Genomic DNA, 25,748 nt, shown 5'->3' on the forward strand with positions numbered 1-25,748 from the left:
TTGGGAAAGATCGGCGTGGCACTGACAGTGTCAGTCTCTTAGGTCTCCCGCCGTCAGGGCATTAATCGCCCATGACGAAAAAAACCGCAACCGCAATTTTCAGCCTCGCCGCAATCGCCGCTTCGAAGGGAAAGACCCCTCCGGAATGGGTCGAGCTGTTTCCGGCCGGTCCCGAGATCAAGGCGCGGGACGGCCGCAACTGGACGCTCCAGCCGCAGATCGTCGTTGAAGCCTTCAAGCTCAACGATGGCCCGCTTGCGATCGACTATGAGCATGGTCAGGCCCATCTCGCACCGCAGGGCATTGCTGCCCCGGCTGCTGGCTGGATCGTGCTTGTCGAGGAGCGCGACGGCGGTGTCTGGGGCAAGGTCGATTGGACGCCCAAGGCATCTGCGGCAATTGTCGACAAGGAATACCGTTTCCTGTCTCCCGATTTCGATCACACGATTGATGGCCTGATTTTGCGCCTCAACGGTGCTGGCCTCGTAAACCGGCCTGCACTGGTCATGACGGCTTTGAGCCGTGTCTCCCCTGAAGAAAAGGAAAATCCACCGATGTCCAAGGCAATTGCCAAGGCGCTCGGTCTTGCGGAGGATGCCGATGAAAAGGCTATCCTTGCGGCACTGACTGCGCGTCAGGATGAGCGTTCCGCCCTGTGCGGCCTGCTCAAGATCGAGACCGGCGCACAAGCCGAGGCGATCACAGCCGCCGTCACCAAGCTGCAGACAGAGACCGAAACGGCGCTTGCGTCCGTCAAGTCGAATACGTCTGTCGCCGAGGTCGCGGCCCTGAAGACCGATCTGGACCAGACCCGCACGGCACTTGCCGCGCTCCAGAAAAAGGACGCCGATCGCGAGATCGACGCCGCCCTCGATGCCGAGATCGCGGCCGGGAAAATCACCCCGGCATCCCGTGACGGCTATCGTGCCATGTGCGCCGAAAAAGGCGGGCTGGAGCGGTTCACGGCTCTTGCCGCGACCCTGCCGGTCATCTGCGCGCCGTCCGATCTGGACAACCGCAACGTCAACACCCGGACCGTCGAGGATGACCGCGACCCTGTCGTGATCGCATCGCTTGCCCGCAAGTATCAGGACGATCAGGCCGCACTCGGCATCAGCGTCTCGATCTCCGAGGCCGTCCGCCATGTCGAGGAGACGAAGACGAAATGACGACGCCCATTCTCATCAAGTCTTTCCGCGTCGGCCTCGCCGCGATCGCCGGCTATCTCATCGTCAAGGCTGCGGCCGAAGGCAAGGTTGCCGCAGCTGCGGCTCCAACCGACCCGCTGGTCGGCGCAGCCACCATGCTCGGCGCTCCGGCTGAAGGCATCCTTGATGTCGATCAGGCCGGTTGGTCCGAGGTTCGCTGCGGCGGCAACATCTCCTTTGGTGACCCGCTGACCTCCAATGCCAACGCAAAGGCCGTCAAGGCCGTGCCGGTTGCCGGGTCAGTGGTGCGCATCATCGGCTTCGCGATGTCGGACGGCTCCGCCGACGATGTCATTCCCTATCAGGTCGCGCCCGGCGTTCTTTCCACGCCCGCCTAATTTCGAGGACGCTTTAAGTGAACACCACCAATCGACCCTTTCCGGTCTCGCCGACACTGACGGCGATTTCCATCGGATATCGCAATCCGGCCGCCACGCTGATCTATGATCGCGTGCTGCCGGAAGTCGATGTCCTCGGCGACACCTTCAAATGGACCGAATTCCCGCTCGGCGAAGCCTTCACCGTGCCGGAGCTGGAAGTCGGCCGCACCGGCCAGCCCGGCCGCATTGAGTTCACCGGCGAGGAGCGCGACAGCAGCGTCCGCAATTTCGGCCTTGATGATCCTATTCCCTATTCGGATATCAAGGAGGCCGAGAAGGCACGGCGCGAAAAGCGGTCCACGATCGACCCCGAGTCGATGGCAACCGAGGGTCTCACCAATCTTCTCCAGCTCGGCCGCGAGGTTCGTGCCGCCGCCGTGGTGCAGGACCCCAACAACTATGATGCTGCCCGCCGTCTGGTTCTGGCGGGGAACCAGCAGTTTTCCGACTTCGCCAATTCCGATCCTTATGCCGTGATTGATGAGGGCATGGACAAGACGCTGGTCTATCGCCCGAACACAATCACCATGGGCCAGCCTGCATGGTCGAAGATCAAGCGCCATCCGAAGCTGATCAAGGCCGTCAAGGGCGGGCTGACGGAAGACGGCGCGATCACCAAGCAGCAGTTCGCCGATCTCTTTGAAATCGACATCAAGAACCTGCTGATCGGTGTCGCCCAGGTGAACCTTTCCCGCAAGGGTCAGCAGGTGAACCTCAGCCGTGTCTGGGGCAAGACGATCTCGCTGCTCTACATCGACCCGACGAAAAAGCAGGCGGATGGCTCTGTCATCACATGGGGCTTCACCGCTGCCAACGGCAAGCGCATCGCCGGTTCGATCGAGGACAAGGATATCGGCCTCGAAGGCGGCAAGCGCGTCCGTGTCGGCGAAAAGGTCCGCGAACTCGTCTGCGCCAAGAGCGTCGGCTACCTGATCCAGAACGCCGTCGCCTGATCGGCGTTCTCCCCTGAAACCATCATCGGCCCTGCGGGGCCGGTCGTACAACCCGACCGGAGACAGTGACATGGGAACTCCCGAAGAAGAGAAGGCCAAGGCCGAAGCGGCCGCGAAAGCCAAGGCAGAGGCCGACGCAAAGGCAAAGGCTGACGCGGAAGCGAAGAAAAAGGCCGAGGCCGAGGAAAAGGCCAAGGCGGAAGCAGCCGCGAAAGCCAAGGCGGAAGCCGACGCAAAAGCGAAGGCTGACGCTGAAGCGAGGGAAAAAGCCGAGGCCGAGGAAAAGGCCAAAGCCGAGGCCGCTGCCAAAGCAAAGGCGGAAGCGGAAGAAAAGGCGAAGTCTGAGGCGGCCGAGAAGGCCAGAGCGGAGGCGGAGGCGAAAGCTGCTGCGGCCGCCGCCAAGCCCGGCCCGCAGGCCAAACAGGAAATCCGCCTGCCCGGCAAGACATACGCGCCGGGTGAGAACCTGCCCGGCGACGTGAGCGAGACCGATCTCGACACCTTCAGGACGTTCGGCGCTATCTGATCCGCCTCCCAAGCGGCGCGACCAGCTCCCGCAGCAATCCGGCTGCGGGAGCATCTTCAACGGGTTTCTTCCATGGCATATGCAAGTCGCACCAATATCGAGGATTTGTGGGGTTCCGAGTTCATCGCGGACCTTATTCGCGAGGACGTGGACGCCGAGGTTGCCATCGCCCGCGCCGTCGAACAGGCCAGCGGCGAAATCGACACCCATCTTTCTGCCCGTTATGCGACACCGATTCCCGGCACGCCGCAGGCGCTCGTCATGCCCTGCGTGAACATTGCCGTCTATTATCTGGCGATCCGCCACACCAGTCTCACCACCACGATCGAGGACCGCTACAAGCAGGCCGTCGAGCTTCTGAAGCGCGTTGCCGATGGCAAGGCGGGTCTTGGCTCTGACGAGCCGAAGGTTCCGACCGATGACGGCCTGTCCTCCAGTGGTGCTGCATTCTATTCCGGGCCTCGTCTGTTCGGCCGGGATCGCCTGCCATGAGCGGTATCGTCACGGAACTTGTCGGTTACGAGGAGGCGATTCTCACCCTTGATGGGATTGAGAACGCGCCGCTCGGCGAATTGAACGAAGGCATCGGCCGTCTCGTGCAGGGTCAGATACGTCACCGTATCGAGGTCGAAAAGACCGAGCCGGACGGAACGCCGTGGGTTCGCAACAATCAGGGAACCAGCATCCTGTTTGCTTCAGGCGCTCTTTCCCGCTCGATCGACTATATCGCCGACGCCACCACCATCATGATCGGCTCCGGTCTGGTCTATGCCCGTATCCACCAGCTCGGCGGCATCATCAAGCCCAAGAACGGCAGTGCGCTGAAGTTCTGGTGGGTCTCCGGCGGCTTTGTCAATTTCGCCGTGGTCAAACAGGTCGAAATGCCCGCCCGGCCGTATCTTGGCATGTCCGTCGCCAACCAGAACGAAATGGTGGAAACCACAGAGGACTGGCTTTCCAGACTGGTGCAGCGATGAGCGGCCGTCTTATCACCTTCCGTGAATCGGTTCTGACCGACATCAAGCGCATCCTGCCGAACATCAAGTCGTGCGAGGCGCAGTTCGGCCGCTTCGATCTGTCGGAGCTGGAGCGCGAAATGATCCGTGCGCCGGGCGTGCGCCTTGCGATCCTGCGCAGCCCGCTTGCATGGCAACCGAACGGACAGGCCGAGGCCGCGTTGAACATGGTCGCCTTTGTCATCACCGAAGGCTCCAAGCGCGAGGAAGACGGTTGGAACATTGCCGAGGCGATTGGCACGCTTCTTCACCCGGCGCAGCTCTGGGGCATGACGAAGCTCACCGCGCCGTCTTCTGTCGTCATCCAGCCGATCATATCCGCAGCCGTGAAACAGCGCGGCGTCGGCGTCATGTCGGTCGAGTGGAACCAGACGCTCCGGCAGCTCGGCGACGGGCTGTTCGGTCCTGACGGCGTCGTCATCTCCGAATTCGAGGTGAACGGCGAGCAGCTCGATACGCCGGAGGCCGGTCATGTCTGATGCCGATATCATCGTCCGCGAGTTTCGCGGCATCTACAAGAATATTGACGATCTCAATCGCCGCCTCGTGGCATCGCAGATGACCGGCCGTGTCGCCGAGATCGACGGCAGCCGCGTGCGGCTGGAACTGGCGGCGGTCGGTGCCAACGGCAAACCGTTCCTGTCGCCATGGGTGCAGGTGCAGGAGGCGGCCGGAGCCACCGGCACAAACATGCCCGTGGAAATCGGCAATCCGATGCGGCTGTTTTCGCCGAACGGCGAGATCGGCAGTCAATCGCTCGCGATCCGCGACAGCCACACCGACGACGCACAGAACCCGGCCGGGACGCCGAAAGAGCTGACAATCACCTATGCCGGGTCCGCGATACGCATGACGGCCGAGGGCCTGAAGCTTTCGCATGGCGGCTCCAGCATCACGCTTTCGGAAGACACGATTCACGCCCTTTCTGCCCGCCTGCGCCACAACGAAAAGAATGTCGGCGACAGCCACAACCACGGCGGCATCCGCAGGGGCGGAGAAAACACCTACGAACCCAACGAATAAAGGAGCCTTCAATGACCTCTAAAAAGACTTTCACCGTCACCGCCAAAGCCGGAATTTTTGTCGCGGGCGTCCGTTCGCCCGGCGTCGGCAAGCCCATCGAATTGACCGACGAACAGGCGGCCTATCCGCTGATCGCGGGTGAGATCGAGGAGCCGGGCAAGAAGGCGGAAGCGCCTGCAGGTGAAACCGAAACCACGCCTGCAGCCAAAGCCAAGGCTGTGAAGGAGTAAACCATGCGGGCCGGTATCGACGCGAGGACAGGCAAGATGCTGCTCGGCTGGAACCATTGCGTCCAGTCGATCAGGAAATGCCTGACGACACGGCTGGGAAGCCGTGTTCTTCGCCGTCATATCGGCTCGGTACTGCGCGAGCTGCAGGACGGCAACGCCGATGCCACAACCATTCTTGCAGCCTATCGGGCAATTGCCGACGCGCTCAATGATCCTGATGGTGGCGAACCCGGTTTCAGCCTGCAGAAGATCGAGCTGCTCGAATACAAGCGCACCGGCCGCTTCATTTTCATTCTGACGGGCGTCTGGTTCCCGCGTGGCCACCTCGGCGATTGGTCCGTCTACGAAACCGTCAATACGTCTTGGCCGGAGGCCGCATGAGCTTTCAGATTATCGACCTTTCCCGCCTGCCGGTTCCCGACGCGATCGAGACATTGAGCGCCGAGGCGATGATTGCTGCCTTCAAGGCGCGCTTCATTCAGGTCTGGGAAATCCAGCGTCAGCTTGATCCGACGCTGCCTGCCTATGAGACGCTCGATCTTGAAACCGACAGCGCCAACATTGTCGGTCAGGCTTGGACCTATCTGCGCCTTCTCGATCGCCAGCGTGTTAACGATGCCTTTCGCGCACTGCTCGCGCCCTATGCCAAGGGTTCTGATCTGGAGGCGATCGCCGCCGACAACAACGTTGCGCGCCAGATCGTGACACCGGCAACCGCAAACACAGATGCCGTGATGGAAGGCGATGCGTCTTTGCTTCGCCGCTACCTGTTGTCGCTTGACGCGCCCGCATCCGGTTCTCCCGGCCGATACCTCTATGATGCGTGGACGGCGTGGCCGCAAACTGACGACAAAACACTTGGCCTGTGGGACGCCCGGATCAACGGCCGCGCTATCCATGGCCGTCGCGGCGATACCGATGTCGTGTTGATTGGACCCTTCGGCCGTGAACCGACCTCGGTCGAACTGGCGACCGTGCGCGCCGCTGTTCTCGATCCAGACCGCACGCCGGAAGCTGTCAGCGTTTCCATCATGACGGCGACCCGCAGGGAATATCAGGTGTCTCTGGTACTGGAGATCGTCGGGACCGGCCCGTCACCTGATCTGCTGAAGGCCGAGGCGGAAAAGCGTGTGACGGCCGCAGCGATCGAGCGAACCACCGTCGGCGGCGAAATTCCTGAAGGGCTGCTGTCCGGCGCTGCCTATGGCGCCAACATCGTGAAGGTGCGCGACCTCGCGCCGGTGGCGATCGAGCCCGATCCATACACCGTGCCGGTCATGACCGGGCTGACGGTGGTAACGGAGGTTCGGACATGAGGGACGTTGCAGCGCTTCTTCCGTCCAATTCCGAGCCTTTTGAATACGCGCTTGCCGGTGGCATGTCCGATGACCTGGCTGTGCCTTTCGCAGACCTGATGGACCCGTACAAGACGGAAGCGCGGCTGCTGCCCTATCTCGCCGCGCACCATTCGGTTGACCTCTGGTACGACGACTGGAGCGAGGAGCGGAAGCGGGAAATGATCGCCCAATGTGCGGGGCGTTCTGTCCTCTATCCCGGCTCGCGGTTGGCGGCCCTGAAAGGCACGCTTGTCGGCCTGAAGCGCTATCTGGCTTTCGTGGATGCCGATATCATCGACCGCATCGCCCATCCGGCCCGTTTCACCTTCGGTCGCGCCGTCATCGGCCGCACGCCGATCGCGCACCAACCGTTCACGGCGCATTACCTCGTGCACGTCACGTTGCGCGCCCCGAAAAATCATTTTCAGATCGGCCGGTCGGCTCTTGGCCGCGCCGCCCTCACATCCGTCGATCTTGAGCCGATCCGTCGCGCACAGCGCGCCATGGTCACCGCAAAGACGCCGGACACCCTCTACACCGTCAGCTTCGCATGGCGTCGACCGATCACCCTGCAGGACGCCGTCATGATCGACGGCAGCACTTCGCCGGGCGGTTATCGCCAGCGCCAATATCTTTGATACGAGGACCAGCCCATGCCCCGCGTTACCTTCTCGAATGCCGAAATCGCCGATCACACCGACTTTGAAAATGTCAGCCTGTTTGCCCAGCAGGATGTAGATGGCGTTTGGCGGGACGCAATCGGCTATCCAGCGCACTGGTCGCATTTTACCGTTGCCCGAAAGTCCGTGCAGGAAATTACCGTGTCGCCCGGCCGCTATGTCGCGGGTGAGAAAGTCTATGCGCAGGCGGCTTCCAAGGACGTCAATCTTCAGCTTCAAATTCCGCCCGCAGCTTCTGACCAGCGCTGGGTGGCAATCCTGCTGCGCGGCGAAGAAATTACCGAGACTGCAAGCAGGCCGTTCGAAACATCGCAAGACCCGGAAACCTCGATCCCGGTTCAGCGCGTCACGCCCAAGACCGTGCGACGCATCGTTAATCTGATCGTGCAGGCTGGCGAGGCGAACCCGGTTCCGGCAAAGCCGGTGGTGGCCGAGACCGACGCTTGCATCGCTTTCGTCCTCCTGAAATCGACCGGTGTTGATGTCATCGAGCCGGGAAACGCCAGCCGCGTTAAGACGTTGTACGAGGTAGAAAACCGCGTAACTGCGCTGGAAATTGACCTTTCGGGCCTCTTTTTGCGCACGCAGACTATTGAAACGCAAATCACCAACATCGCCACCCGGCTGACCGATATTCCGCGCCCGGCCATTATTCGGCAGATGCAGCGCGATATCGGTGCCGCAAGGCTGAAGGTCGATTTGCCTGACGAGGCTCGCGCCTATGTCTTCGACAACGGACTGATCCCCGATCGGTGGGACCTGCAGCATGTGGACTGGCTGGCGCGGGTCGAAGAAGGCGTTCGCTTTGGTTTCGCAGCGATTACGCAGGCGCGTCTCGAAGTGCAGGCCGAGGACAATCCGCAGATTGCCTTCCGGACCCGCCGCATGGTCCCGGCCTTTGACGAGGTCGTGAAGATCGAGAACACGTCGCTCGACAGCACGCTCAACATCTCTCAGTTGGTCCACACGCAAACGACGCTGACGCGGATGGAAGCCTCCCGCATTCGTCTCACCTACGGTCCGACAATGGGGGCCTGTGAAAACGCCGCCGGGTGGGCTGGATTGGGCGGCGATTCCCGCGTGGGCCAGATGCTGAACGTGGGTGGCGAGCAGTTCGAAGTTGTTGAAATCCGGGCGAACCTCGGCGTCGGTCATCAAACCTACGGCGTGCGCCAAATCCGTTACGAGATCTACAGCGAACCCTATTGGGGCTACGTCACTGAAAAAGTCGGAATGAATGGCTCGATCTATGCCCAATCGTTCCTCGTCGCCCAGCCCATGCTGATGACGTCCATCGACTTGCATTTTGCAAAAGTCGGACTTGATGGCGATGTTCACATGGCTGTGGTCGAAGTTTCGACGGGTGGAACACCGCTGTTCGACCGCGTGCTTGCCGTCAGCAAGATCGAACACAAGGACATGGCGGTTGGCTGGGTCAATTGCGTTATGCCGTACACGCTCATGGAGAGCGGAAAGCGCTATGCCATCGTGACCGTGACCACGGGCGCACATGCGCTCTCTGTCTCTACCGGGAATAAGTACACCGGTGGCACGCAGTTCTCGTGCACGGACGGCGTGTTCGCCCAAGGCTCGATGGACATTGATTTCTGCTTCAGAGTGAATGGAGCGCGATATCACAGCCCGCGCACTGTAGTCCCGATGCAGGCTCTCAATCTCGCTGACGGCATGACCCAGATCGACATGCTTTTCTCGGGTTGGGTGCCGGGCGGCACGGCGCTGGTATGGGAAATCCGTCCTGCAGGAACGACCGCGTGGGTCGAGCTGGATGATGGTGATCCCGCCACGAACCCTCTCGTTGGCCTGCCGGCATCGGTGGAGCTGCGCCTCGTGATGGTCGGCACGGCTGATCTTCAGCCCATGATCCAGCTGGACGCGACCGCTGTCTCGCGGGTGGCTCGCAACCGCACCAACATGAAAGCCCTCAGCAAAGCCTTCGAGTTCGGTGTCTCCACCAGCGCGATCGTGACGCAATATACGTTGGATGCCTTTGACCCGGCGCATCACCAGTTCACCCCCCGGATCATGGTGGGCAACAACGTGATCGCTCCTGGCACAACGGAAGTCACGATTGATCCAAGCAATCCGGCACGGCGAACCTTCCTGTCCACCTATTCGCTGGGCGCTGCCACACAGAACGCCCGCATGCATTTTGCCGCCAACACCGACAATCCCGTGACCGTTCCGTTCCTTCAGGACGGTTTCATCTCCGCCCTTTAGACCCGAGGCATCCATGAAAGTTGATGAAAAAAAGACCTATGACGTCAAACTGACGCGGCCGGTGACGTTGGGACCGTTCCGGTATCGGCCGCTCAACGAAATCGAAATGTCCGGCTCGGTTCTGAAATCCGTCATCGAGCAGGAAGGGGAGGATGTCATTGACTACGCCAACGCGCGATAATCGCTACCAGCTTCCCTCATGGCCTCCGACCGAGTTCACGGCCGATCTGTGGAACGCGATATTTGGTGACCTTGCCGATCGCATTGCAGCTCGTGAGCAGCTTGAGGCCACCTTCGAGACATTGAAGGCTCAGGGCATTCAGGCGTCGCTTGACTATATACAGATCAACGTCGCGCCGCAGATCGTAAATCTGCAGCAGTCCATTACGCTCGCCCAAAACCAGATCGATCAGATCATTGTTGGCGGCAAGGCACCGGATGCACTCAAGTTCGGCGGTCAGTTGCCCGCCCACTACGCGACGGCGAGCGCCCTTTCGGACGGTTTGGCCGGAAAGGTACCCAACACTCGCAAGGTGAATGGCAAAGAGCTTTCCGGTGATATTGCGATTGAAAAAGGCGATGTTGGCCTCGGTAACGCCAATAACACGGCGGACAAGGACAAGCCTGTAAGCGATGCGCAGCAGCAGGCAATCGACGCTGTAGTGCTGGCCGCTGCCAATTCGACGTCTACGAAGGCCAGTAAACGCAATCGGCACCTGAACCCGGCGTTCCAAGTTTGCCAAGATCGAACTTCGGGAACGATCGATGTCGGTTCCGCTCAATACGTCATGGACGGAGTCCATGTAAACTCGACGGGTGGCGGCGTTCTCAGGGCCGGGCAACTCGCATCTGACACCCCCGGTGGTTCGCCGTATCGGTTCAGAGCAACCGTTCTTACTTCTGATGCCGCTTTTGGCACAGGAGACTATTACGGAGTCGTATTTCCCATTGAGGGCATCGAAGTTGCCGACCTCAAATTCGGAACGGCTGACGCTATGCCGTTCGTTTGGCGCGGGGTGGTGAAGCTGCCGCAGGGAAGCTACGGTCTTTCCTTCACCAACACTAGCCTCACCCGATCCTACGTAAAAATGTTCACGGTGACGGCGGCAGAGGCGAACAAGGATAAGCTGATAACGGCGGTAGTTCCGGGGTGCAAAACTGGCACGTGGGTGAAGGACAGCAGTGCTTCTGGATTGTCCGTTAGAATAACGCTTTCCAGCGGCAGCAGCTTCCTTACGGCCCAAGAAAACGAATGGGTGAACGGAAATTTCGTTGCCACGGCTTCCCTTACCCCGTTCATGGCAACGGTAGGGAATATAGTAGAGGTGGCTGACATCGGCCTTTACGCCGGAGGGCAATTGCCGGAATGGGAACTCCCCAACATTGGCGACGTCTGGCGGGCTTGCATGCGGTATTATTTCCGATCGACCATCCCCAAGGTTGCGCTTCCCGATAGCATCACGGGGAATGGAGCGGATGTGAGAACGAAGTCTTGTTACATGGACATCGGAACTAGAATGCGAGCAACCCCTAGTGTGACCGTAAGCGCAGGTTTCACGGGGTTCGGTGGGGTAGAAACACTTACGGCGTCTATCAATGGAAGGCAGGACACGTTCCAAGCTAACAGCGTATGGATCGCGGATGCGAGGATTTGATATGAACGTTATCGGATATACCGAAAGCGGAATGATCCGCATCGAGATCGATGAGCAGGTATTGTTTGTGCCTGACGATATGGGAAATCGGCATCGTCAAATTATTGCCGAGTGGGAGGCTGCTGGAAATTCTATCCCGGCTTACGTTACTCCCCCCACGCTGGTGCCGCCGATCCCTCGACTTGGCTTCTGGCTTGCGGCCGCTGAAGTTGGCGTCACCAAGGCAGGTGTGAAAGCCCATATCGACGCCATGCCTGAAGGTGTCGAAAAGCAGCAGGCGATTGTATATTTCGAGGATGCGCAGCTTTACCGGCGCACTGACCCGCTTTTGAACCAGATGGCCGAGCTGGAAAATATTTCGCAGGCGCAGCTCGATCATCTTTGGACGTGGGCGCTTTCGAACTACACCTGACCGGATGGACATGCGATCTTAAATAGGTCATTAAATAGGCTTCAAGGGCGGTTCAAACCGCCCTTTTTCATTGCCGGGCCTGACAGTGTCAGCCTGACAGTGTCAAGCTTGACTTCCTAATGTGGTCTCCAATTCGACCTTTGGAGACGGCTTATGGCACTCGATTTTAATCACGGCGTCCGCGTAATTGATGCTGGCAGCGAAAGCAGGCCGCTTGAGACGGCCGACAGCTCTGCGATCGGCGCGGCCGTCATTGCGCCGGACGCCTCAAACACGCTTTTCCCCTATGATGAGCCGGTGGCGTTCTACACCCACGAGGCCGATAAGGTTGCCGCGCTCGGCACCACCGGTACCGCGATCGACATTATTAATGCGATCCGGGCGCAGGGGATCGAGGCGCAGTGCGTGTTCGTCCGTTGCGAGGCGGGTCAGACACCGGAAGCAACCCGCGCCAAGTTGCAGGGTTCGGCCGCGTCGATGACGGGCGTTCATGCTCTTTCCTTTGCCCGTGGTCATGTCGGTGTCGAGCCGGGTCTCGTGATCGCGCCCGGCTATTCTTCAGGTCGCGTCGAGGACGCCAAGAACCCGCTCGCTGATGCGCTGGAGCAGGTTTCTGAGAAGCTGAAGGCGATCGCAGTTATTGACACGGGCGGTCCCAATTCCGCGACCAGTCTCGCATTCAGAGCCGATTTTTCCTCCCGCTACACCTATCTGGTCGACCCATTCGTCCGGGTTGCTTCCGGCGCGACGATCGTCACCAAGCCTGCTTCGCCCTTCGCTGCGGCAATGTTCGTGAAGCGCGACAAGAAAAAGGGTGGAGCGTACTGGTCCCCCTCGAACCAAGAGGTCAAGGGCATCCTCGGCACGGCACGGCCGATCACCTATTTTGACGGCGAAATCGATCACGAGGCGAACCTCCTCAACCAGAACGGCATCGCCACTTTCATCCCGTCCCGGCTTTCGCAGGGTGCCAGCGGCCAGTTCGCCACGAACGGTCGCATTTTGTGGGGCAACCGCACCGCCTCCACGGACACCCTCTGGCAGTTCGTCAACGTGGTCCGTACCCGCGCCACCATCGAGAAAGCCATCATCAACGGTTTCCGGCCATGGGCCAATGACGAGAACCTGACGGCGCAGCATGTCATCGCCGTGATGCGCAGCCTGCAGGACCTGCTCGACAGCATGCAGGCGGTTGGCGCCATCCTTGGTGGTCGCGTCTATTGGGACCGGGCGATGAACGGCAATGCGAACCTGCGCCTCGGCAAGCTGCGCGTCGAGTTCGATGCCGAAGAGACGCCGCCGCTGGAAGACCTGATCTTCGGCTCGCGCCGCAACGAGGCTTACTTCGACACCCTCGCCAATGAAATCCAGCGCCGTGTGACTGCCGAGTTCGGCGGCACGATCGCCGATTATCTCTCCGCCGCATAAGGGGCCACCATGACACTGCGCATCATCAGGGGCTTCACGCTCAACGTCAACGACAACGTCAATCTGGCGCTCGACATCGAGACGCTGAAGCTTCCAGCGCTGGAAGAAATCACCGAAACCTTCCAGCCGGGCGGCTCGGACATGGAGCTGGACATTACCGGCCTCGGCATCAAGGCACTCACCATGCCGTTCAAGCTGAAGAGCCACACGCCGGAAACGCTTGCCCTGTTCGGCGGGCCTGCCGGTGTCCGTCAGAACTGGACCGGCAAGAAGCTGGTGATTTCCGAGGAAGACGGTACCGAGCACGAGCATTCGATCGACGTGACCGGCCGTCTGTCCAAGGTCGAGGGCGAGGCGATGGCTGGCGGTAAGGCCACCGGTTACGACCACGAGATCAAGTCGATCTGGTCCTACACCGAATATTGGGACGGTCGCGTGATGCACCGTTTCAGCTTCAAAAAGGGTGGCTGGGACATCTGGAACTATCAGGCCATCAATTCCACCCGCCGCTCCATCCTGTTTTCGTAAGGTCTCGCCATGTCGCTCGTTCAACAAGTCAAAATCCCGCTCACGGTCCCGGTTCCTGTCAAGGATGCTGACGGCAAAGAGGCCAAGCGGGACAGTTTCACGATGTTCCGGCCGAACGTCGCCCACGCCAAGCAGCTCGCTGTGCTGATTGGCCCGAAGCTCGCCTCGCAACTGATGAGCGACGGCAAAGCGAATATCGATGATGTCGATATTGGCGGGCTTATTACCGAACTTTCCAGCACGCTGCTGACCACGGACGGCCTCGACAGCCTGACCGGGATCGTCGCTTCGATGTCGCGGGAGGACTCGGCTTTTATCGATCAGCTCGACTGGCTCGATCTTGTCGCTGTCGGCAAGGCGTTGCTTGATTTTTTTCCGGCACTCCGGTCCCTCGGGCGTTCGAATACGCAGCCGACCTAGCGGCCGTCTACAAGTTCCAGCCCTCGGAAATCGCACAGATGCCTTGGCTGGACGCTCTCTCTTATCGCGCCGAACTTCCCCGATTGACCGGAACCGCCCAAAGGACCGAATGACATGGATATCTCTTTTGTCATTCGGCTGATCGACCAACTGACCGGACCCGCCAAAAAGGTGAAGTCCGGCCTTCTTGATTTGGGCCAAGCGGCCAAGCAGGGCTTCTCCGGCGCGATCAAGGACGGCTTTACCGTCGAAAATATCGAAACCGCTACCAGAAACGCCGAGGCGGCACTGCGCGATGCTCGCGGCCGCATGCTTGGCGCATTCGGGCAGGCCATGACGCTTGCCGCGCCGATCTTCAAGGGCGCGAATTTTCAGGACGCCTTTATCGACTTCGCAAACGTCGCGGAAATCCCGATCGACCGCATGGGCGAGATCGAGGCGCGGCTGATTGCACAGACCCGCACCACCGGCAAGAACAAGACCGAGCTGCTGCAAATCCTTGCCACCTATGTCGGCAAGGGCATGGACCTTGACGAGAGCCTTGCGGCGATCGAGGCGACCGGCCGGGCATCGACTGCCACCAAGGCGGAAGTCGGCGACATGGGCAATGCCGGTTACGCCGTTATGGATAACCTGAAGGTTGCCGCGACCGATCTTGCCAAGGCGTTCGATGTCATGGCGTCCACCGGCAAGTCCGGCTCATTCGAGCTGAAGGACATGGCGCGCAATTTCCCCGAACTGACGGCCAACGCCTCGGCGCTGAAAATGCAGGGCGTCCCGGCCGTGGCATCGCTTGCCGCCGCGCTCCAGATCGCCATGAAGTCGGCAGGTTCTGCCGATCAGGCCGCAAACAACATGTCGAATTTCCTAGGGAAGATCACTTCGCCGGACACGGTGAAGAACTTCAAGAAGATGGGTATCGACATCGAGAAGGAAATGAAGTCGGCCGCTGCCAAGGGTACCGATCCCCTGTTGCATTCGCTGGAGCTGATCAAAAAGGCGACGGGCGGCGACCAGTACAAGATGGGCGAGCTATTCGCCGACAAGCAGGTTCTCGATTTCCTTCGCGCCCTGATCCCCAATCTGGAGGATTACAAGCGCATCCGTGATGAAGCCGGTGCTGCCAGCGGCGTCATCGACAAGGATTTCGTCAACGTCATGTCTGGCCTGAAAACCCAGATCAAGGGTCTCGTGACTGAGATCGATAACCTGTTTTCTGCAGGCGGCGCATTGCTGCCGGTGGTGCAGGACATCGTCCTGCGCGGCACGGCAATCGTGCGGATGGTCAATGACTGGACCACGGCGAACCCCGAGTTGACGGCGACGATTGTGAAAATCACGGCCGGGCTGCTGGCGGCATCCGTCGCCATGCGCGTTGCCTCCTATGCCTTCGCCGCCATGCGGCTGTCCGCGATTGGCTTCACTTCGACCTTCCTGCGGTTTCAGGATGGCAGGAACATCGCCACCGGCTGGCGCATCATCGCCGGTGCATGGCGGTTTGCGGCGGGCAGCGCCTCGGCGCTCGGCTCGGCGCTTCTGCCGGTCGCAGGCCGGATTCCGATGCTGCGAAACGCGATCGCCGGTCTTTCCTTCATCTCGGCCGCGAGCGGCGGCGGGCTTGCCGGTTCGCTGTCGGCCGTGACAGCCGCACTGACCGCCTTCGCCTCTGGTCTTGCGGGCATCGTCGCCGGGATCACAGCGCCGGTTTGGGCGATCGCGGCCGTTCTGGCGGGAGCCGGATTTGCAGTCTGGAAGTATTGGGATCGCATTTCGTCATTCGCGTCCGGTTTCGCAGGCCCGATTGTCGCCTTCTTCAATACCGGCGTCGAGGGTGTCACGAAGGCGCTGTCGCTCCTCGTGGACCGTATCGGCACGGCGCTCAACATTGATCCCGCTTCGATCGCAGCGTTCAAAGCCTCCATGGCGAAGATGTTCGATTTTAGCGCCATGATTGACGCCGCAAAGGAGAAGCTCGGCGAGATATGGAAAGCGATCACGTCTTTCTTCTCGCAGGAAAAGCTCTCTGACGCTGACAAGGAGGCGATGCGTGCTGCCGGTGCGGCGCTCGGCGATGCTGTTGTCGATGGCTTCAAAGCGGCTTTTGAAGCGCTCTATGGTTGGTTGGCTGGTGTGCCAGGGCGAATTCGTGCTGCCATTGGCAGTATCGATCTCACCGGCCTTTTTAAGTGGCCTGCAATATTTGGCGGTAGTGATGATATGTCTGCTACGCAGCCGTACCAGCCGCAACAAACCGGAGGCGTCACACCTGCTGCTGGCAACACGACGTCCAACGTCACCACCGTCAACCAGAATGTGACACAGAACATCTCTTCACCTGATCCCAAGGCTGCTGGTGACGCTGCGGCTTCCAAGTTGGGAGCGGCAATCAATTCTGTGAAATCCGGCATGTATAATGACGGAGCATATTGATGAGTTCGGCTCTTCTTGCCCTTGGCCCCCACATTTTTCAGATCGACCGATTGAACTATCAGCAGTTTGCGCGGTCAACGGAAGCAAAGTGGGCTTCTATCCCGCGCTTTGGCACCTATCCCGGCCGCCAGTTCGTCGGTTACGGCGATGACACGATCACGATCTCGGGTCTGCTGTTTCCCGACGAATTCGGCGACAGGTCCGATTACGAGGCCGTGCGCATAACGCAACGCGCCGCCAATCCGGTCATGCTGATCGGCTGGGCCGACGCCAGTTCCACTGTCGCCACGATCTACGGTCGCGTCGTGATCCTGTTTGTCGATGACGAGCAGTCGGCAATTAACAGGGCCGGTCTCGGCCGCAAGGTAAGCTACACGATCGAGGTCGCGCCCTTCCATGACGGCGGCAAGCCTGTGGGGCTGTTCCTATGAGCGCCACCATTATCCCGGCCGGAACCCGCGTCATCGAACTGGAAGACCTGAGTATCGACCTCGTGTGCTTTGAGCACGCCTTCAAGGCTCTCAATGATCGACGCGTGGCGGGCAAACTGGATGGTTATGTCGAGGCGACCCTCGAAGCCAATCCAAGTATTGCCGATCGCGGCCTCCTTCTTCCGTTGGGAAGCACAATCATTCTGCCGGAGTTCACTATCCGGGCCACGTCCACCTCTGTCGTGAGGCTTTGGGATTGATGCGCCATAAACCGTTCATTGAGTGTTTTGTCGGCGGGAAAGCCGTCGCACCGGGCTTCTATGATCGCCTGTCAACGGCAACGGTCACGGATAATGGGGGACAGGAGACCGATCGTATTGAGCTGGTGTTCGATGATTCCGGTAATGCGATCCAGATGCCGGAGAAGGGGGCAAAGCTATCTGTGTCATTCGGCTACAAGGAATTCGGCTCGTGGGTCATGGGCGAATTCACGGTCGAGAAAAACAGGATCAGCTTCGGGCAGGACGGCGACAAACTGACCATTTCCGGTCACTCGGCCGACATGCGCGAGGACGTTAAAGAGCAAGGCTCTGAACACTTTGATCAGACGACGATCGGTGATGTGGTTGAGCAGCTCGCCAAGCGGCACGGCTATGACGCAAAGGTCAGTCCCGAGCTGGCGTCGAAGCAAATCGAATACATAGCCCGCGTCGGGCAGAGTTCGCTTGATTTCCTGACCCGCCTTGCTGACCGCAACCGGGCGCTTTTTTCGATCAAGGGCAACAAGTTCCTGTTCCTGTCTCGCGGCATCCTGCCGACGATCACTATCGACAAAAGCGAATGCGAGAGCGGCGATTTTGAGGTCGAGCCACGTATGAAATCTGGCACGGTCGAAGCCTCTTATTTTGATCGTTCAACCGGTAAGACCGAGATCGTGTCGCATTCGACGGGGATGAAGGGGCCGGTGCGTCGGCTACGAACAGTCTATGCCAACAAGGTCGAGGCGGAAGCTGCTGCCGGTTCCGAGGGCGACAAGCTCGGTAGGGCGACCGGATCAGGCAATCTCATGATGTTTGGCCGACCGGAATTGATGGCCGATACGCCTTTGAACCTCACGGGGTTTCGGCCCGAGGCAAACGGCGCATGGCGCGCTGGAACAGTCACCCAGACCTTCGCGGCCGACAGTTACAAGACCGGTGTAGCGGTCGAAGCGCCGGAAAGCGGCAAGGAGTGAGCGCGATGAATGAGATTTTCTATCTGGCGATTTTCGGTCTGATCTGCGGAGCCATTTTCCTTTTGGGAGGATTGGGCTTTGCCATCTGGTGGATCGTGAACCACGTCCAGATCGTCTGATTGCGAGAATAGTCATCCGGCAAGCCGGGTGGCCGGGGTGCGTCGTGCACCCAAGCGACGGGCCAAAGATTGGCGTCCTAACCCGTCCGACAGCAACATTCGATAACTGTCACACCCGTACCCTGCAGGGCGGATTTGCTGTGACTGAGTCGAGAGATATTTGAAATGGTGAATCTGACGCCGGTGGCTCCGGCCACCCCCGCCGCTCCTTATATCGGTGGAAAACGTGTTCTGGCGAAAGCCATCATCGCTCGCATCAACGAGACGCCCCACGAAAGCTATGCGGAGGCGTTCGTGGGCATGGGCGGTGTCTTCCTCCGCCGAAACCTCCAGCCGCGCATGGAGGTCATCAACGACATCAGCGGCGATGTAGCCAATCTCTTCAGGATATTGCAGCGGCACTACCCGCAGTTCATGGAGACGCTGCGATATCAGGTCACGAGCCGCCGCGAGTTCGAGCGCCTTTCTCGTGTCGACCCTTCTACACTGACCGATCTGGAGCGGGCTGCGCGGTTCCTCTATCTCCAGCGAACCGCATTCGGTGGTAAAGTCGCCCGGCAGAACTTCGGGGTCACGATGCAAGGCGCTCGTTTCAATCTTCTGAAGCTCGCCCCGCAACTGGAGGCGATCCACGAACGGATGGCAGGCGTCGTCATCGAGCAGCTTCCTTGGCGGCGCTTCATTGAGCGTTACGACCGGCCGGAAACACTCTTCTATCTCGATCCGCCGTACTTCGGAAATGAAACGGACTATGGCTCTGGTGTGTTTAGCCGGGAGGAATTTGCAGAAATGGCGGATGTTCTCGGGCAGATTAAAGGCCGCTTCATACTGTCTTTAAATGCCGTTCAAGGCGTCTTCGAAACCTTCAAGGATTTTCGAATTGATGAGGTGGATTGCACGTATTCCATACAGGGCGCAGGAAACACTAAAGCGGTGAAGGAGGTTGTTATCTCCGGACCGCACGCTTGAATTTGCGTACCGTTCAAATTCATGCTTCAAAGCCCTCTATCTTATCTAGGGGGCTTTGAAACTTACGATGAAACACTTCGCTGTTTTTCTGATGACCACTGTCTTGGCTACAAGCGCTCAATCAGCCGAGGAGCCGGTGCAGGGTGCCAAGACTTGGAGCTATTCGTGTGTAAAGGTCACCGAGCTGGAAAATTTCAAAGCTGAAGGCCCCTCATTCAAAATCAACAATCTCAGCGTGATCGAGAAAAAAGCATTCACGGCAAAACCACTGACGCAGCTGGTGGTTACGTTCTCCGTCGTCAATAGGAGCAACGAGAATGCCTACCTATCGGCGGACGTGTTGGCGCTTGGCAAGGATAGTTTGCCCCTAGCGGCACTGAGCGCAAACCCTCCATTTGACCTCATCGCACCGGGCAGCACTGATACCGTGAAAGGCGACACCTTTGTGCAGGCCGGAACTTTGGCTAAAGCCGATCTCATTTGCTACCGCTTTGGCGGCACTGCACTACCTGAAACTGTTGCCAACTGATATTGCGCTTCGCGCCATTCGATTTTGCGCGCTACAGTAGAGCGGTCTACGATCTTCCTCATCAACTCTAACCCGGCAATTCTGTCGGGTTTTTTATTGCTGAAAATTGCTGTCCGGCCTTTTTTCGCTGTCGCGTGATAATGGTATTTTCGGGAAAAACATTGCTTTTGGAACAGGCCGGCAGGAACAGCGATGCCGGCATTTGAAATTTCAAAAAAATCAATTTCATCAATAATTTAGCGCAAAGCAATTCTTCGTTTTAAAGCAAGAATTGCTTTCTGGACCCACGCTTTGGCTGCCTGCACTGTGAACTGGAAATCTCACCCTCACATGATGGATGCCATGGCCAAGGACACGCTTTTTCTGATCTCCCCCGGTTTTGAAGACCCCAAGCACCCGGGTGTCCGTTTCGTCTGCCCGCATTGTAACCAGATCGAGGGTCTGCTTGCCGCCTTTCCAGACCTGGCGGGGCAGATCGATATCCGCCGCGTCGGTTTTCAGCGCCCGCGTGAGGCGGTCATCGCCGCTGTGGGTGAAGAAAACCAGTCGCTGCCGCTGTTCGTCTTTGCCGGCGAGGCGCCCGCTGACGCCGCGGCAAAGGGCGATACGCACTTCATTCAGGACACCAAACGCATTTTGCAAATTCTCGCCGAGCGCCACGGGTTCCCGCAGCTGCATTGAGCTGTCGCACCCGCACATCGGATTTTTTCGGAGACAGACATGACCATTTCCAGACGCCAGTTTCATAAGATTGCACTTGCCGCCGGCGCTTTCGTGGCGCTTCCCGGTGGTTCTTTCGCCGCTGCCGAAGAGCCCGTTTCGGGCGGCACGCTGAAGATCGTTTATTTTCCCGAGCCGACCCAGCTCGTGGCCATCAATACCAGTGCGGGCGGCCCGCAGTTCATCGGCTCAAAGATTTATGATGGGCTTTTGACCTATGATTACGAGCTGTCGCCCCAGCCAAGTCTTGCTAGGGAATGGAGCGTTTCGGCCGACGGGCTGGAATATGTCTTCCATCTGCAGCCGAATGCGAAGTTCCATGACGGCAAACCGGTGACATCGGCGGATGTGGAATTCTCCATCCTGCGGCTGAAAGAGGCGCATCCGCGCGGCCGGGCGACGTTCTCGAACGTTGAAAGCGTCGATATATCAGATCCGCTGGTTGCGAAGGTGAAGCTTTCCAAGCCCGCCCCGGGCCTGATCACCGCGCTTGCCTCGTCGGAATCGCCAATCGTGCCGAAGCATATTTTCGAAACCTTCAAGCCGACAGATAATCCGAAGCCCGCCCAGATCATCGGCAGCGGTCCCTTCGTGCTGAAGGAATGGGTGCCGGGCAGTCATATCCTGCTGGAGAAAAATGCCGATTATTGGGACGCGCCGCGCCCTCATCTCGACCGCGTCATCATCCGCCTCATCAACGATGCGGGTGCCCGTGCTGCCGCACTGGAAACCGGGGAAGGGGACATCGGCCCCAACCCGGTCGCGCTTGCCGATCTGGAACGGCTGAAATCCATTCCGACGCTGAAGGTGGATGACCGCATCTATGCCTATGCCGGCCAGCAGAATCAGCTCGTCATCAACCTTGAGAACGAATATCTCAAGGAATTGAAGGTCAGACAGGCCATCGCCCATGCCATCGACGTTCCGGCGCTCATCGATACCGTGCTTTATGGTTATGCCGTGCCATCGCCGACGCCGATCAGCCCCGGCCTTGCGAAGTTCCACAATGCGGATATCGGTTTTGCCAAGTTCGACGTTGCGCAGGCGGAGAAATTGCTGGATGAGGCAGGCTTTCCGCGCAAGGACGGCGGCAAGCGCTTCAAGCTGCGTGTCACCACCAACCCGTTCAATCCGCAGACCTATTCGGATTTCATCGCGCAGGCGCTATCGAAGATCGGCATCGAGGCGGATATCCAGAAATTCGATTTCGGCACCTATGTGAAGGTCGTCTATACCGACCGCGCCTGGGACCTTTCGGTGGAATCCCTCTCCAACACCTTCGATCCGACAGCCGGTGTGCAGCGTGTCTACTGGAGCAAGAACTTCAAGATCGGCCTGCCCTTCTCCAATGCCAGCCATTACGCCAATCCGGAAGTGGACCGGCTGCTGGAAGCGGCGGCAGTGGAGCCGGATATCGAAAAGCGCGCGGCTTTCTTCAAGGAATTTCAGGCCGTCGTCGCCAGGGATCTTCCCGTCATCAATCTCGTCTCTCCCATCCAGCCGGTCGTCGGCAGCGTGCGCATCAAGGACTATGCGACAGGCGCAGAGGGGCTGAGCGGCAATCTCGCCAAAGCCTGGGTGACGAAGGAGGCGTGAACCTCCTTCGGTTTCAAGCCGCATCAGAGCGAATAAGAGGTTATTTCCATGAGCAGAAAATCCGAAAAGCTGGTTCTCAATGCCTTCATCTATCCGGGCGGACATCATGAGGCGGCATGGCGGCATCCGGATTCGGAGCCGCATCGCGTCACCGATATAAAGCTCTATCAGGATATCGCCCGCAAGGCCGAAGCGGCGAAACTGGATGCCATCTTCTTTGCCGATGCGCCGGTGCTGGATGCCAATATCCGCTACGCCGCCCGCCACCGGCTGGAGCCGATCACCATGCTTTCGGCGCTCGCCGCCGTCACCGAAAAGATCGGCTTCATCGCCACGGCCTCCACCACCTATTACGAGCCATATAATCTCGCGCGGCTGTTTGCGTCCGTCGATCATATCAGCGGCGGCCGGGTTGGCTGGAACATCGTCACGACTTCGGCGGATGCGGCGGCCAGCAACTTCAATCTCCAGAAGCATCCGCCGCATGCCGACCGTTACCGTCAGGCCATTGAGTTCGTCGATGTGGTGACGAAGCTCTGGGACAGCTGGGAAGACGATGCCATCGTCGCCGACAAGGAAAGCGGTCTGTTTGCCGAGACAGACCGCATCCACCCCGCCAATCACGATGGCGAATTTTATCGGGTGCGGGGCGCGCTCAACGTGCCGCGTTCACCCCAGGGCCGGCCGGTCTATGTGCAGGCCGGCTCCTCGGAGGAGGGCCGTGGTTTTGCGGCTCACTATGCTGAGGCAATCTTTACCGCGCATCAAACTCTGGAGAGTGCGCGGTCTTTTTATTCTGACATCAAGAGACGTGTTGCCGCCACGGGGCGCAACCCCGCCCATGTTAAAATCCTGCCTGGCATCAGCCCCTTTATCGCCTCAACCGAGGAGGAGGCGCGCAAACTTGAGGCCTCCTTCAACGATCTCATCCAGCCGGCCTTTTCGCTCGGGCAATTGCAGCGCATGACAGGCATAGACCTGTCATCGGCCGATCTTGACCAGCCGCTGCCAATAGAGGCCGTCGAGGCGACGCGCGCGCAGGCGGATAGCAGCCGCCATCAGCTGGTCCTCGATGTCATAGACCGGGAAAACCCGACGATCCGACAATTGTTGCACCGGCTTGCCGGCGGGCGCGGCCACAAGGTGATTTCCGGAACACCGGAACAGGTGGCGGACTGGATAGAGACCTGGTTCCGCGAAGGCGCAGCCGATGGTTTCAACATCATGCCGCCATGGCTGAATGGCGGGTTCGATATCTTCGTGGATGAGGTGGTGCCGATCCTGAAGCGGCGTGGCCTGTTCCGTGATGATTACGAAGGCGATACGCTGCGCGACCATTATGGCCTGCCACGGCCGGATAACATCTACGCGGCCAGAGAGTTGCAAAGGGAACGCGCCTGAGGTGGGACGGGCGTGTTCAGGCGGCGGCTTCGAGGGAGCGTATATCCTCGCGCAACAGAGCGAGTAGAGATGCGACCTCCGGCAGCCGCCGCCTGTCAGGACTGGTCAGCAGGTGGTAACGGCTTGCAGTCGGCTGTGGTGAGCCGAAGGGGGCGATAAGACGGCCGTTTTTCAGCTCTTCCGAAATTAGCGAGTGGCGCGCGAGGCCGATGCCATGGCCGGATAAGATTGCTTCTATCAGCGCCGTCTGGCGCGAAAAACGTGGGCCTGTCGCCGAAAGCCGGAGCGGAATGCGGCAGGCGCGCAGCCAATTCGCCCATTCGAAGGCGGCGTCGAGGCCATTGCCGCGCAACATTGCAAAGCCGAGATTTCGCAATTGGGCGGGCTCGCCTGCAAGCTCATGGCGGGCTGCGAACTGCGGAGTGCAGACAGCGCTAACGGTATCGGCGAAAAGCGGCTCGTGAAGAAAGCCCGGAATTTGCGCGTGGGTGGCGACGATGGCGCAATCGGCATCAAAATGGGTGAGATCGACGGTTTCACCCTCGATGGATTCGATCGAAAGCTCGATGTCTCCGAGGGCCGGAACGATGCTGCCCAGCCGCGGCGCCAGCCAGCGGGCGGCAAAGCAACCTTCCGCCAGAACCTTCAACTGCGGTCGGGCATTCGAAACCATAAGGTCGGAAAGACTGCCGATCATGGTCTCAAAAGCATCGGCAAGGCCGGGATAAAGCGCGCTGCCGGCATCCGTCAGCAGCAATTCACCGCGCTGGCGGCTGAAAAGCGGCTGGCCGAGATGGGTTTCGAGAATACGGACCTGCTGGCCGATGGCGGCGGTGGAGACATGCAGTTCCTCCGCCGCCCGCGAAAAGCTCGCATGGCGGGCGGCCACCACAAAGGCGCGCAAGGCGGTCAGCGGCGGCAGGCGGGAAAGTGTGGGCAGGCGAAAAGCTGCCCGGCTCGCGGCGGGAGCGACAAACTCCGTTCTCATTGCTGTTCCTCCTTTGCCGCCTGCATCTTTCGCATGGTCAGAACACCCGGCCTTCCCTGAGATGCGTCGTGGTGCCATTGAGGTAATAGTCACCAATCACCCGCGCCTTATGGGCAAGTGGATTGTGATTGTAGACAGTGCGGATGTTACGCCAGTGACGATCGAAATTCCGGTCGCTCGAGGTCGCCGAGCCGCCGCCGAGTTCATAGAGGTTGGTGGCGACGGTCAGCGAAAGCTGCGAGGCGATGATCTGGGTGCGGGCGGTGGCAAGCGAGCCTTCCAGCAGGGCTGCCTCAATGGCCTCTTCGTCACCATTCGCGAAGGCGGCAGCCGTTCGGTCGAGCGTTCTGGCGGCTTCGCGGATCAAAGTCTTGACGGCGAAAGCGCCGGCGCTGATTTCACCCAGCATCTTCTGCACGAAGGGATCCTGATTGGCGGTTTCCGCAGCGCTGTGAAGCGTGGTGCGCGCCTGGCGCAGAACATATTCCACACCGTCATTAAGCGCGCCCTGAACTGCGCCGGCGGCAGACGCAGCAAGGTGCAGCTGCCGCATGGCCGAGCTGTGGCGGCCGATCTGGGTGCCGAGCTTGCGGGTTGTCAGCTCATGCGGCAGCACCTCGACATTTTCAAGCAGCACGCCGCCGCTTGCCGTCATGCGCTGGCCCATGCTGTCCCAGTCGTCGAGGATGGTGATGCCGGTGCGATCAAGCGGAATGAGCACGCCGATCGGCTGCTCGTCATCGCCAATGGCGCTGAAGGTGCCGAAATCGGCAAAGGCCGTACCGGTCGCATACCATTTGCGGCCGTTCAGCCGGTAGCGGTCGCCATCGGCACTCAGCCGCGTGGTGATTTCGCCGGGGCGTTTGGTGCCCTGCTCGGTGCTGGCGCCCGCAAAGAGCTTGCCGGCAAGGACATGTTCGAGATGCCGCCGGTCCTCCAGCTCGATGGGTGCAAGGGCGAGATTTTCGGTGAAATTGAAATGGCTGCGAAGCGCGTGCGGAATATTGCTGTCGGCTTCGCCGAGGATCATCAGCACTTCGATATAGTCGGCAATCGAGCCGCCCGGTCCGCCCTTGGCTTCGGGGACACGCAGCGTGCCGATCTTTGCCTCCTTGATAAGGGCGAAGATATCGAAGGGCAGTTCCCGTTGACGCTCGCGGCGGGCGGCATCCCGGGCCGCGATAGCCGCAATGTCCTTTGCCCGGGCTAGGATGTCGTCACGGCTCGGCACGCCGGAATTATTGGTGGTGGTTGTCTGTGGTTTCGGATTGGACATTGCGGTTTTCCCGTGAGCGGA

30 protein-coding genes are annotated in these 25,748 nt (G+C 59.6%); 28 read left to right on the top strand and 2 right to left on the bottom strand.

Annotated features, from left to right (window positions below):
* Window positions 1–71: 71 nt before the first annotated feature.
* From M0412_RS15340 to M0412_RS15475, 28 genes are all read left to right on the top strand, one after another.
* Window positions 72–1,169 carry a phage protease gene (locus tag M0412_RS15340; RefSeq protein WP_269699220.1) on the top strand — a complete coding sequence of 366 codons (1,098 nt, stop codon included), beginning with the start codon at window positions 72–74 and terminating at the stop codon, window positions 1,167–1,169.
* Complete coding sequence (locus tag M0412_RS15345; protein ID WP_052817234.1) at window positions 1,166–1,546, top strand: hypothetical protein; 381 nt, start codon at window positions 1,166–1,168, stop codon at window positions 1,544–1,546. The genes M0412_RS15340 and M0412_RS15345 overlap by 4 nt, the downstream gene beginning before the upstream one ends.
* Before the next feature lie 17 nt (window positions 1,547–1,563).
* Window positions 1,564–2,541 carry a capsid protein gene (locus tag M0412_RS15350; protein WP_269699221.1) on the top strand — a complete coding sequence of 326 codons (978 nt, stop codon included), beginning with the start codon at window positions 1,564–1,566 and terminating at the stop codon, window positions 2,539–2,541.
* 70 nt (window positions 2,542–2,611) lie between these two features.
* Window positions 2,612–3,067, top strand: a complete 456-nt coding sequence (locus M0412_RS15355) for a hypothetical protein (protein WP_269699222.1) — start codon at window positions 2,612–2,614, stop codon at window positions 3,065–3,067.
* Between the two features lie 72 nt (window positions 3,068–3,139).
* On the top strand, window positions 3,140–3,559 hold the full coding sequence (locus tag M0412_RS15360; RefSeq protein WP_269699223.1) for a gp436 family protein: 420 nt from the start codon (window positions 3,140–3,142) through the stop codon (window positions 3,557–3,559).
* Window positions 3,556–4,044: a phage virion morphogenesis protein gene (locus tag M0412_RS15365; protein WP_269699224.1), complete on the top strand. Its 489-nt coding sequence runs from the start codon at window positions 3,556–3,558 to the stop codon at window positions 4,042–4,044. The genes M0412_RS15360 and M0412_RS15365 overlap by 4 nt, the downstream gene beginning before the upstream one ends.
* Window positions 4,041–4,562 (top strand): hypothetical protein, encoded by a 522-nt coding sequence (locus M0412_RS15370; RefSeq protein ID WP_269699225.1) that lies wholly within the window; start codon window positions 4,041–4,043, stop codon window positions 4,560–4,562. Before M0412_RS15365 ends, M0412_RS15370 begins: the two co-directional genes overlap by 4 nt.
* Window positions 4,555–5,106, top strand: a complete 552-nt coding sequence (locus tag M0412_RS15375; protein ID WP_269699226.1) for a phage baseplate protein — start codon at window positions 4,555–4,557, stop codon at window positions 5,104–5,106. Before M0412_RS15370 ends, M0412_RS15375 begins: the two co-directional genes overlap by 8 nt.
* Window positions 5,107–5,117: 11 nt before the next feature.
* A complete protein-coding gene (locus tag M0412_RS15380) occupies window positions 5,118–5,336 on the top strand; it encodes a hypothetical protein (RefSeq protein ID WP_269699227.1) in 219 nt (72 codons plus the stop codon).
* A gap of 3 nt (window positions 5,337–5,339) precedes the next feature.
* Window positions 5,340–5,717: a GPW/gp25 family protein gene (locus tag M0412_RS15385; protein ID WP_099087248.1), complete on the top strand. Its 378-nt coding sequence runs from the start codon at window positions 5,340–5,342 to the stop codon at window positions 5,715–5,717.
* Window positions 5,714–6,652: a baseplate J/gp47 family protein gene (locus tag M0412_RS15390; protein WP_269699230.1), complete on the top strand. Its 939-nt coding sequence runs from the start codon at window positions 5,714–5,716 to the stop codon at window positions 6,650–6,652. Before M0412_RS15385 ends, M0412_RS15390 begins: the two co-directional genes overlap by 4 nt.
* Window positions 6,649–7,311: a phage tail protein I gene (locus M0412_RS15395; protein ID WP_269699231.1), complete on the top strand. Its 663-nt coding sequence runs from the start codon at window positions 6,649–6,651 to the stop codon at window positions 7,309–7,311. Before M0412_RS15390 ends, M0412_RS15395 begins: the two co-directional genes overlap by 4 nt.
* 15 nt (window positions 7,312–7,326) lie before the next feature.
* Entirely contained in the window at window positions 7,327–9,591 is a 2,265-nt protein-coding gene (locus M0412_RS15400; RefSeq protein ID WP_269699232.1) for a hypothetical protein, read from the top strand.
* A 13-nt stretch (window positions 9,592–9,604) separates the two neighbouring features.
* Window positions 9,605–9,772: a hypothetical protein gene (locus tag M0412_RS15405; protein ID WP_269699233.1), complete on the top strand. Its 168-nt coding sequence runs from the start codon at window positions 9,605–9,607 to the stop codon at window positions 9,770–9,772.
* Complete coding sequence (locus M0412_RS15410; protein WP_269699234.1) at window positions 9,744–11,246, top strand: hypothetical protein; 1,503 nt, start codon at window positions 9,744–9,746, stop codon at window positions 11,244–11,246. The genes M0412_RS15405 and M0412_RS15410 overlap by 29 nt, the downstream gene beginning before the upstream one ends.
* A 31-nt stretch (window positions 11,247–11,277) precedes the next feature.
* Entirely contained in the window at window positions 11,278–11,658 is a 381-nt protein-coding gene (locus M0412_RS15415) for a hypothetical protein (protein WP_269699235.1), read from the top strand.
* A gap of 153 nt (window positions 11,659–11,811) precedes the next feature.
* Window positions 11,812–13,086, top strand: coding sequence for a phage tail sheath subtilisin-like domain-containing protein (locus M0412_RS15420; RefSeq protein WP_269699236.1), 1,275 nt, complete (start codon window positions 11,812–11,814; stop codon window positions 13,084–13,086).
* 9 nt (window positions 13,087–13,095) lie between these two features.
* Entirely contained in the window at window positions 13,096–13,614 is a 519-nt protein-coding gene (locus M0412_RS15425) for a phage major tail tube protein (protein WP_269699237.1), read from the top strand.
* Between the two features lie 102 nt (window positions 13,615–13,716).
* Complete coding sequence (locus tag M0412_RS15430; RefSeq protein ID WP_269699238.1) at window positions 13,717–14,034, top strand: hypothetical protein; 318 nt, start codon at window positions 13,717–13,719, stop codon at window positions 14,032–14,034.
* Between the two features lie 114 nt (window positions 14,035–14,148).
* Window positions 14,149–16,464, top strand: a complete 2,316-nt coding sequence (locus M0412_RS15435; protein ID WP_269699239.1) for a phage tail tape measure protein — start codon at window positions 14,149–14,151, stop codon at window positions 16,462–16,464.
* The gene (locus M0412_RS15440; protein ID WP_269699240.1) at window positions 16,464–16,895 is read left to right on the top strand and encodes a phage tail protein; all 432 of its coding nucleotides are present in this window, start codon (window positions 16,464–16,466) and stop codon (window positions 16,893–16,895) included. The genes M0412_RS15435 and M0412_RS15440 overlap by 1 nt, the downstream gene beginning before the upstream one ends.
* Complete coding sequence (locus M0412_RS15445) at window positions 16,892–17,155, top strand: tail protein X (protein ID WP_269699241.1); 264 nt, start codon at window positions 16,892–16,894, stop codon at window positions 17,153–17,155. The genes M0412_RS15440 and M0412_RS15445 overlap by 4 nt, the downstream gene beginning before the upstream one ends.
* Entirely contained in the window at window positions 17,155–18,129 is a 975-nt protein-coding gene (locus M0412_RS15450) for a contractile injection system protein, VgrG/Pvc8 family (protein WP_309568463.1), read from the top strand. Before M0412_RS15445 ends, M0412_RS15450 begins: the two co-directional genes overlap by 1 nt.
* Before the next feature lie 284 nt (window positions 18,130–18,413).
* Window positions 18,414–19,217 carry a DNA adenine methylase gene (locus M0412_RS15455; RefSeq protein WP_269699244.1) on the top strand — a complete coding sequence of 268 codons (804 nt, stop codon included), beginning with the start codon at window positions 18,414–18,416 and terminating at the stop codon, window positions 19,215–19,217.
* A 67-nt stretch (window positions 19,218–19,284) separates the two neighbouring features.
* Window positions 19,285–19,746, top strand: a complete 462-nt coding sequence (locus M0412_RS15460; RefSeq protein ID WP_269699245.1) for a hypothetical protein — start codon at window positions 19,285–19,287, stop codon at window positions 19,744–19,746.
* Window positions 19,747–20,076: 330 nt separating this feature from the next.
* Window positions 20,077–20,427 carry a DUF3088 domain-containing protein gene (locus M0412_RS15465; RefSeq protein ID WP_142843646.1) on the top strand — a complete coding sequence of 117 codons (351 nt, stop codon included), beginning with the start codon at window positions 20,077–20,079 and terminating at the stop codon, window positions 20,425–20,427.
* Window positions 20,428–20,466: 39 nt separating this feature from the next.
* Window positions 20,467–22,062: an ABC transporter substrate-binding protein gene (locus M0412_RS15470; RefSeq protein WP_269699246.1), complete on the top strand. Its 1,596-nt coding sequence runs from the start codon at window positions 20,467–20,469 to the stop codon at window positions 22,060–22,062.
* A gap of 48 nt (window positions 22,063–22,110) precedes the next feature.
* Complete coding sequence (locus M0412_RS15475; RefSeq protein WP_269699247.1) at window positions 22,111–23,463, top strand: LLM class flavin-dependent oxidoreductase; 1,353 nt, start codon at window positions 22,111–22,113, stop codon at window positions 23,461–23,463.
* 16 nt (window positions 23,464–23,479) lie between these two features.
* Here M0412_RS15475 and M0412_RS15480 read toward each other — a convergent pair whose 3' ends face one another.
* Window positions 23,480–24,451 (bottom strand): LysR substrate-binding domain-containing protein, encoded by a 972-nt coding sequence (locus M0412_RS15480; protein WP_269699248.1) that lies wholly within the window; start codon window positions 24,449–24,451, stop codon window positions 23,480–23,482.
* A gap of 37 nt (window positions 24,452–24,488) precedes the next feature.
* On the bottom strand, window positions 24,489–25,727 hold the full coding sequence (locus tag M0412_RS15485) for an acyl-CoA dehydrogenase family protein (protein ID WP_269699249.1): 1,239 nt from the start codon (window positions 25,725–25,727) through the stop codon (window positions 24,489–24,491).
* Window positions 25,728–25,748 lie beyond the last annotated feature (21 nt).

Origin of the sequence: Agrobacterium sp. O3.4, from assembly GCF_041414895.1 — a bacterium.
Taxonomy (GTDB): domain Bacteria; phylum Pseudomonadota; class Alphaproteobacteria; order Rhizobiales; family Rhizobiaceae; genus Agrobacterium; species Agrobacterium cucumeris.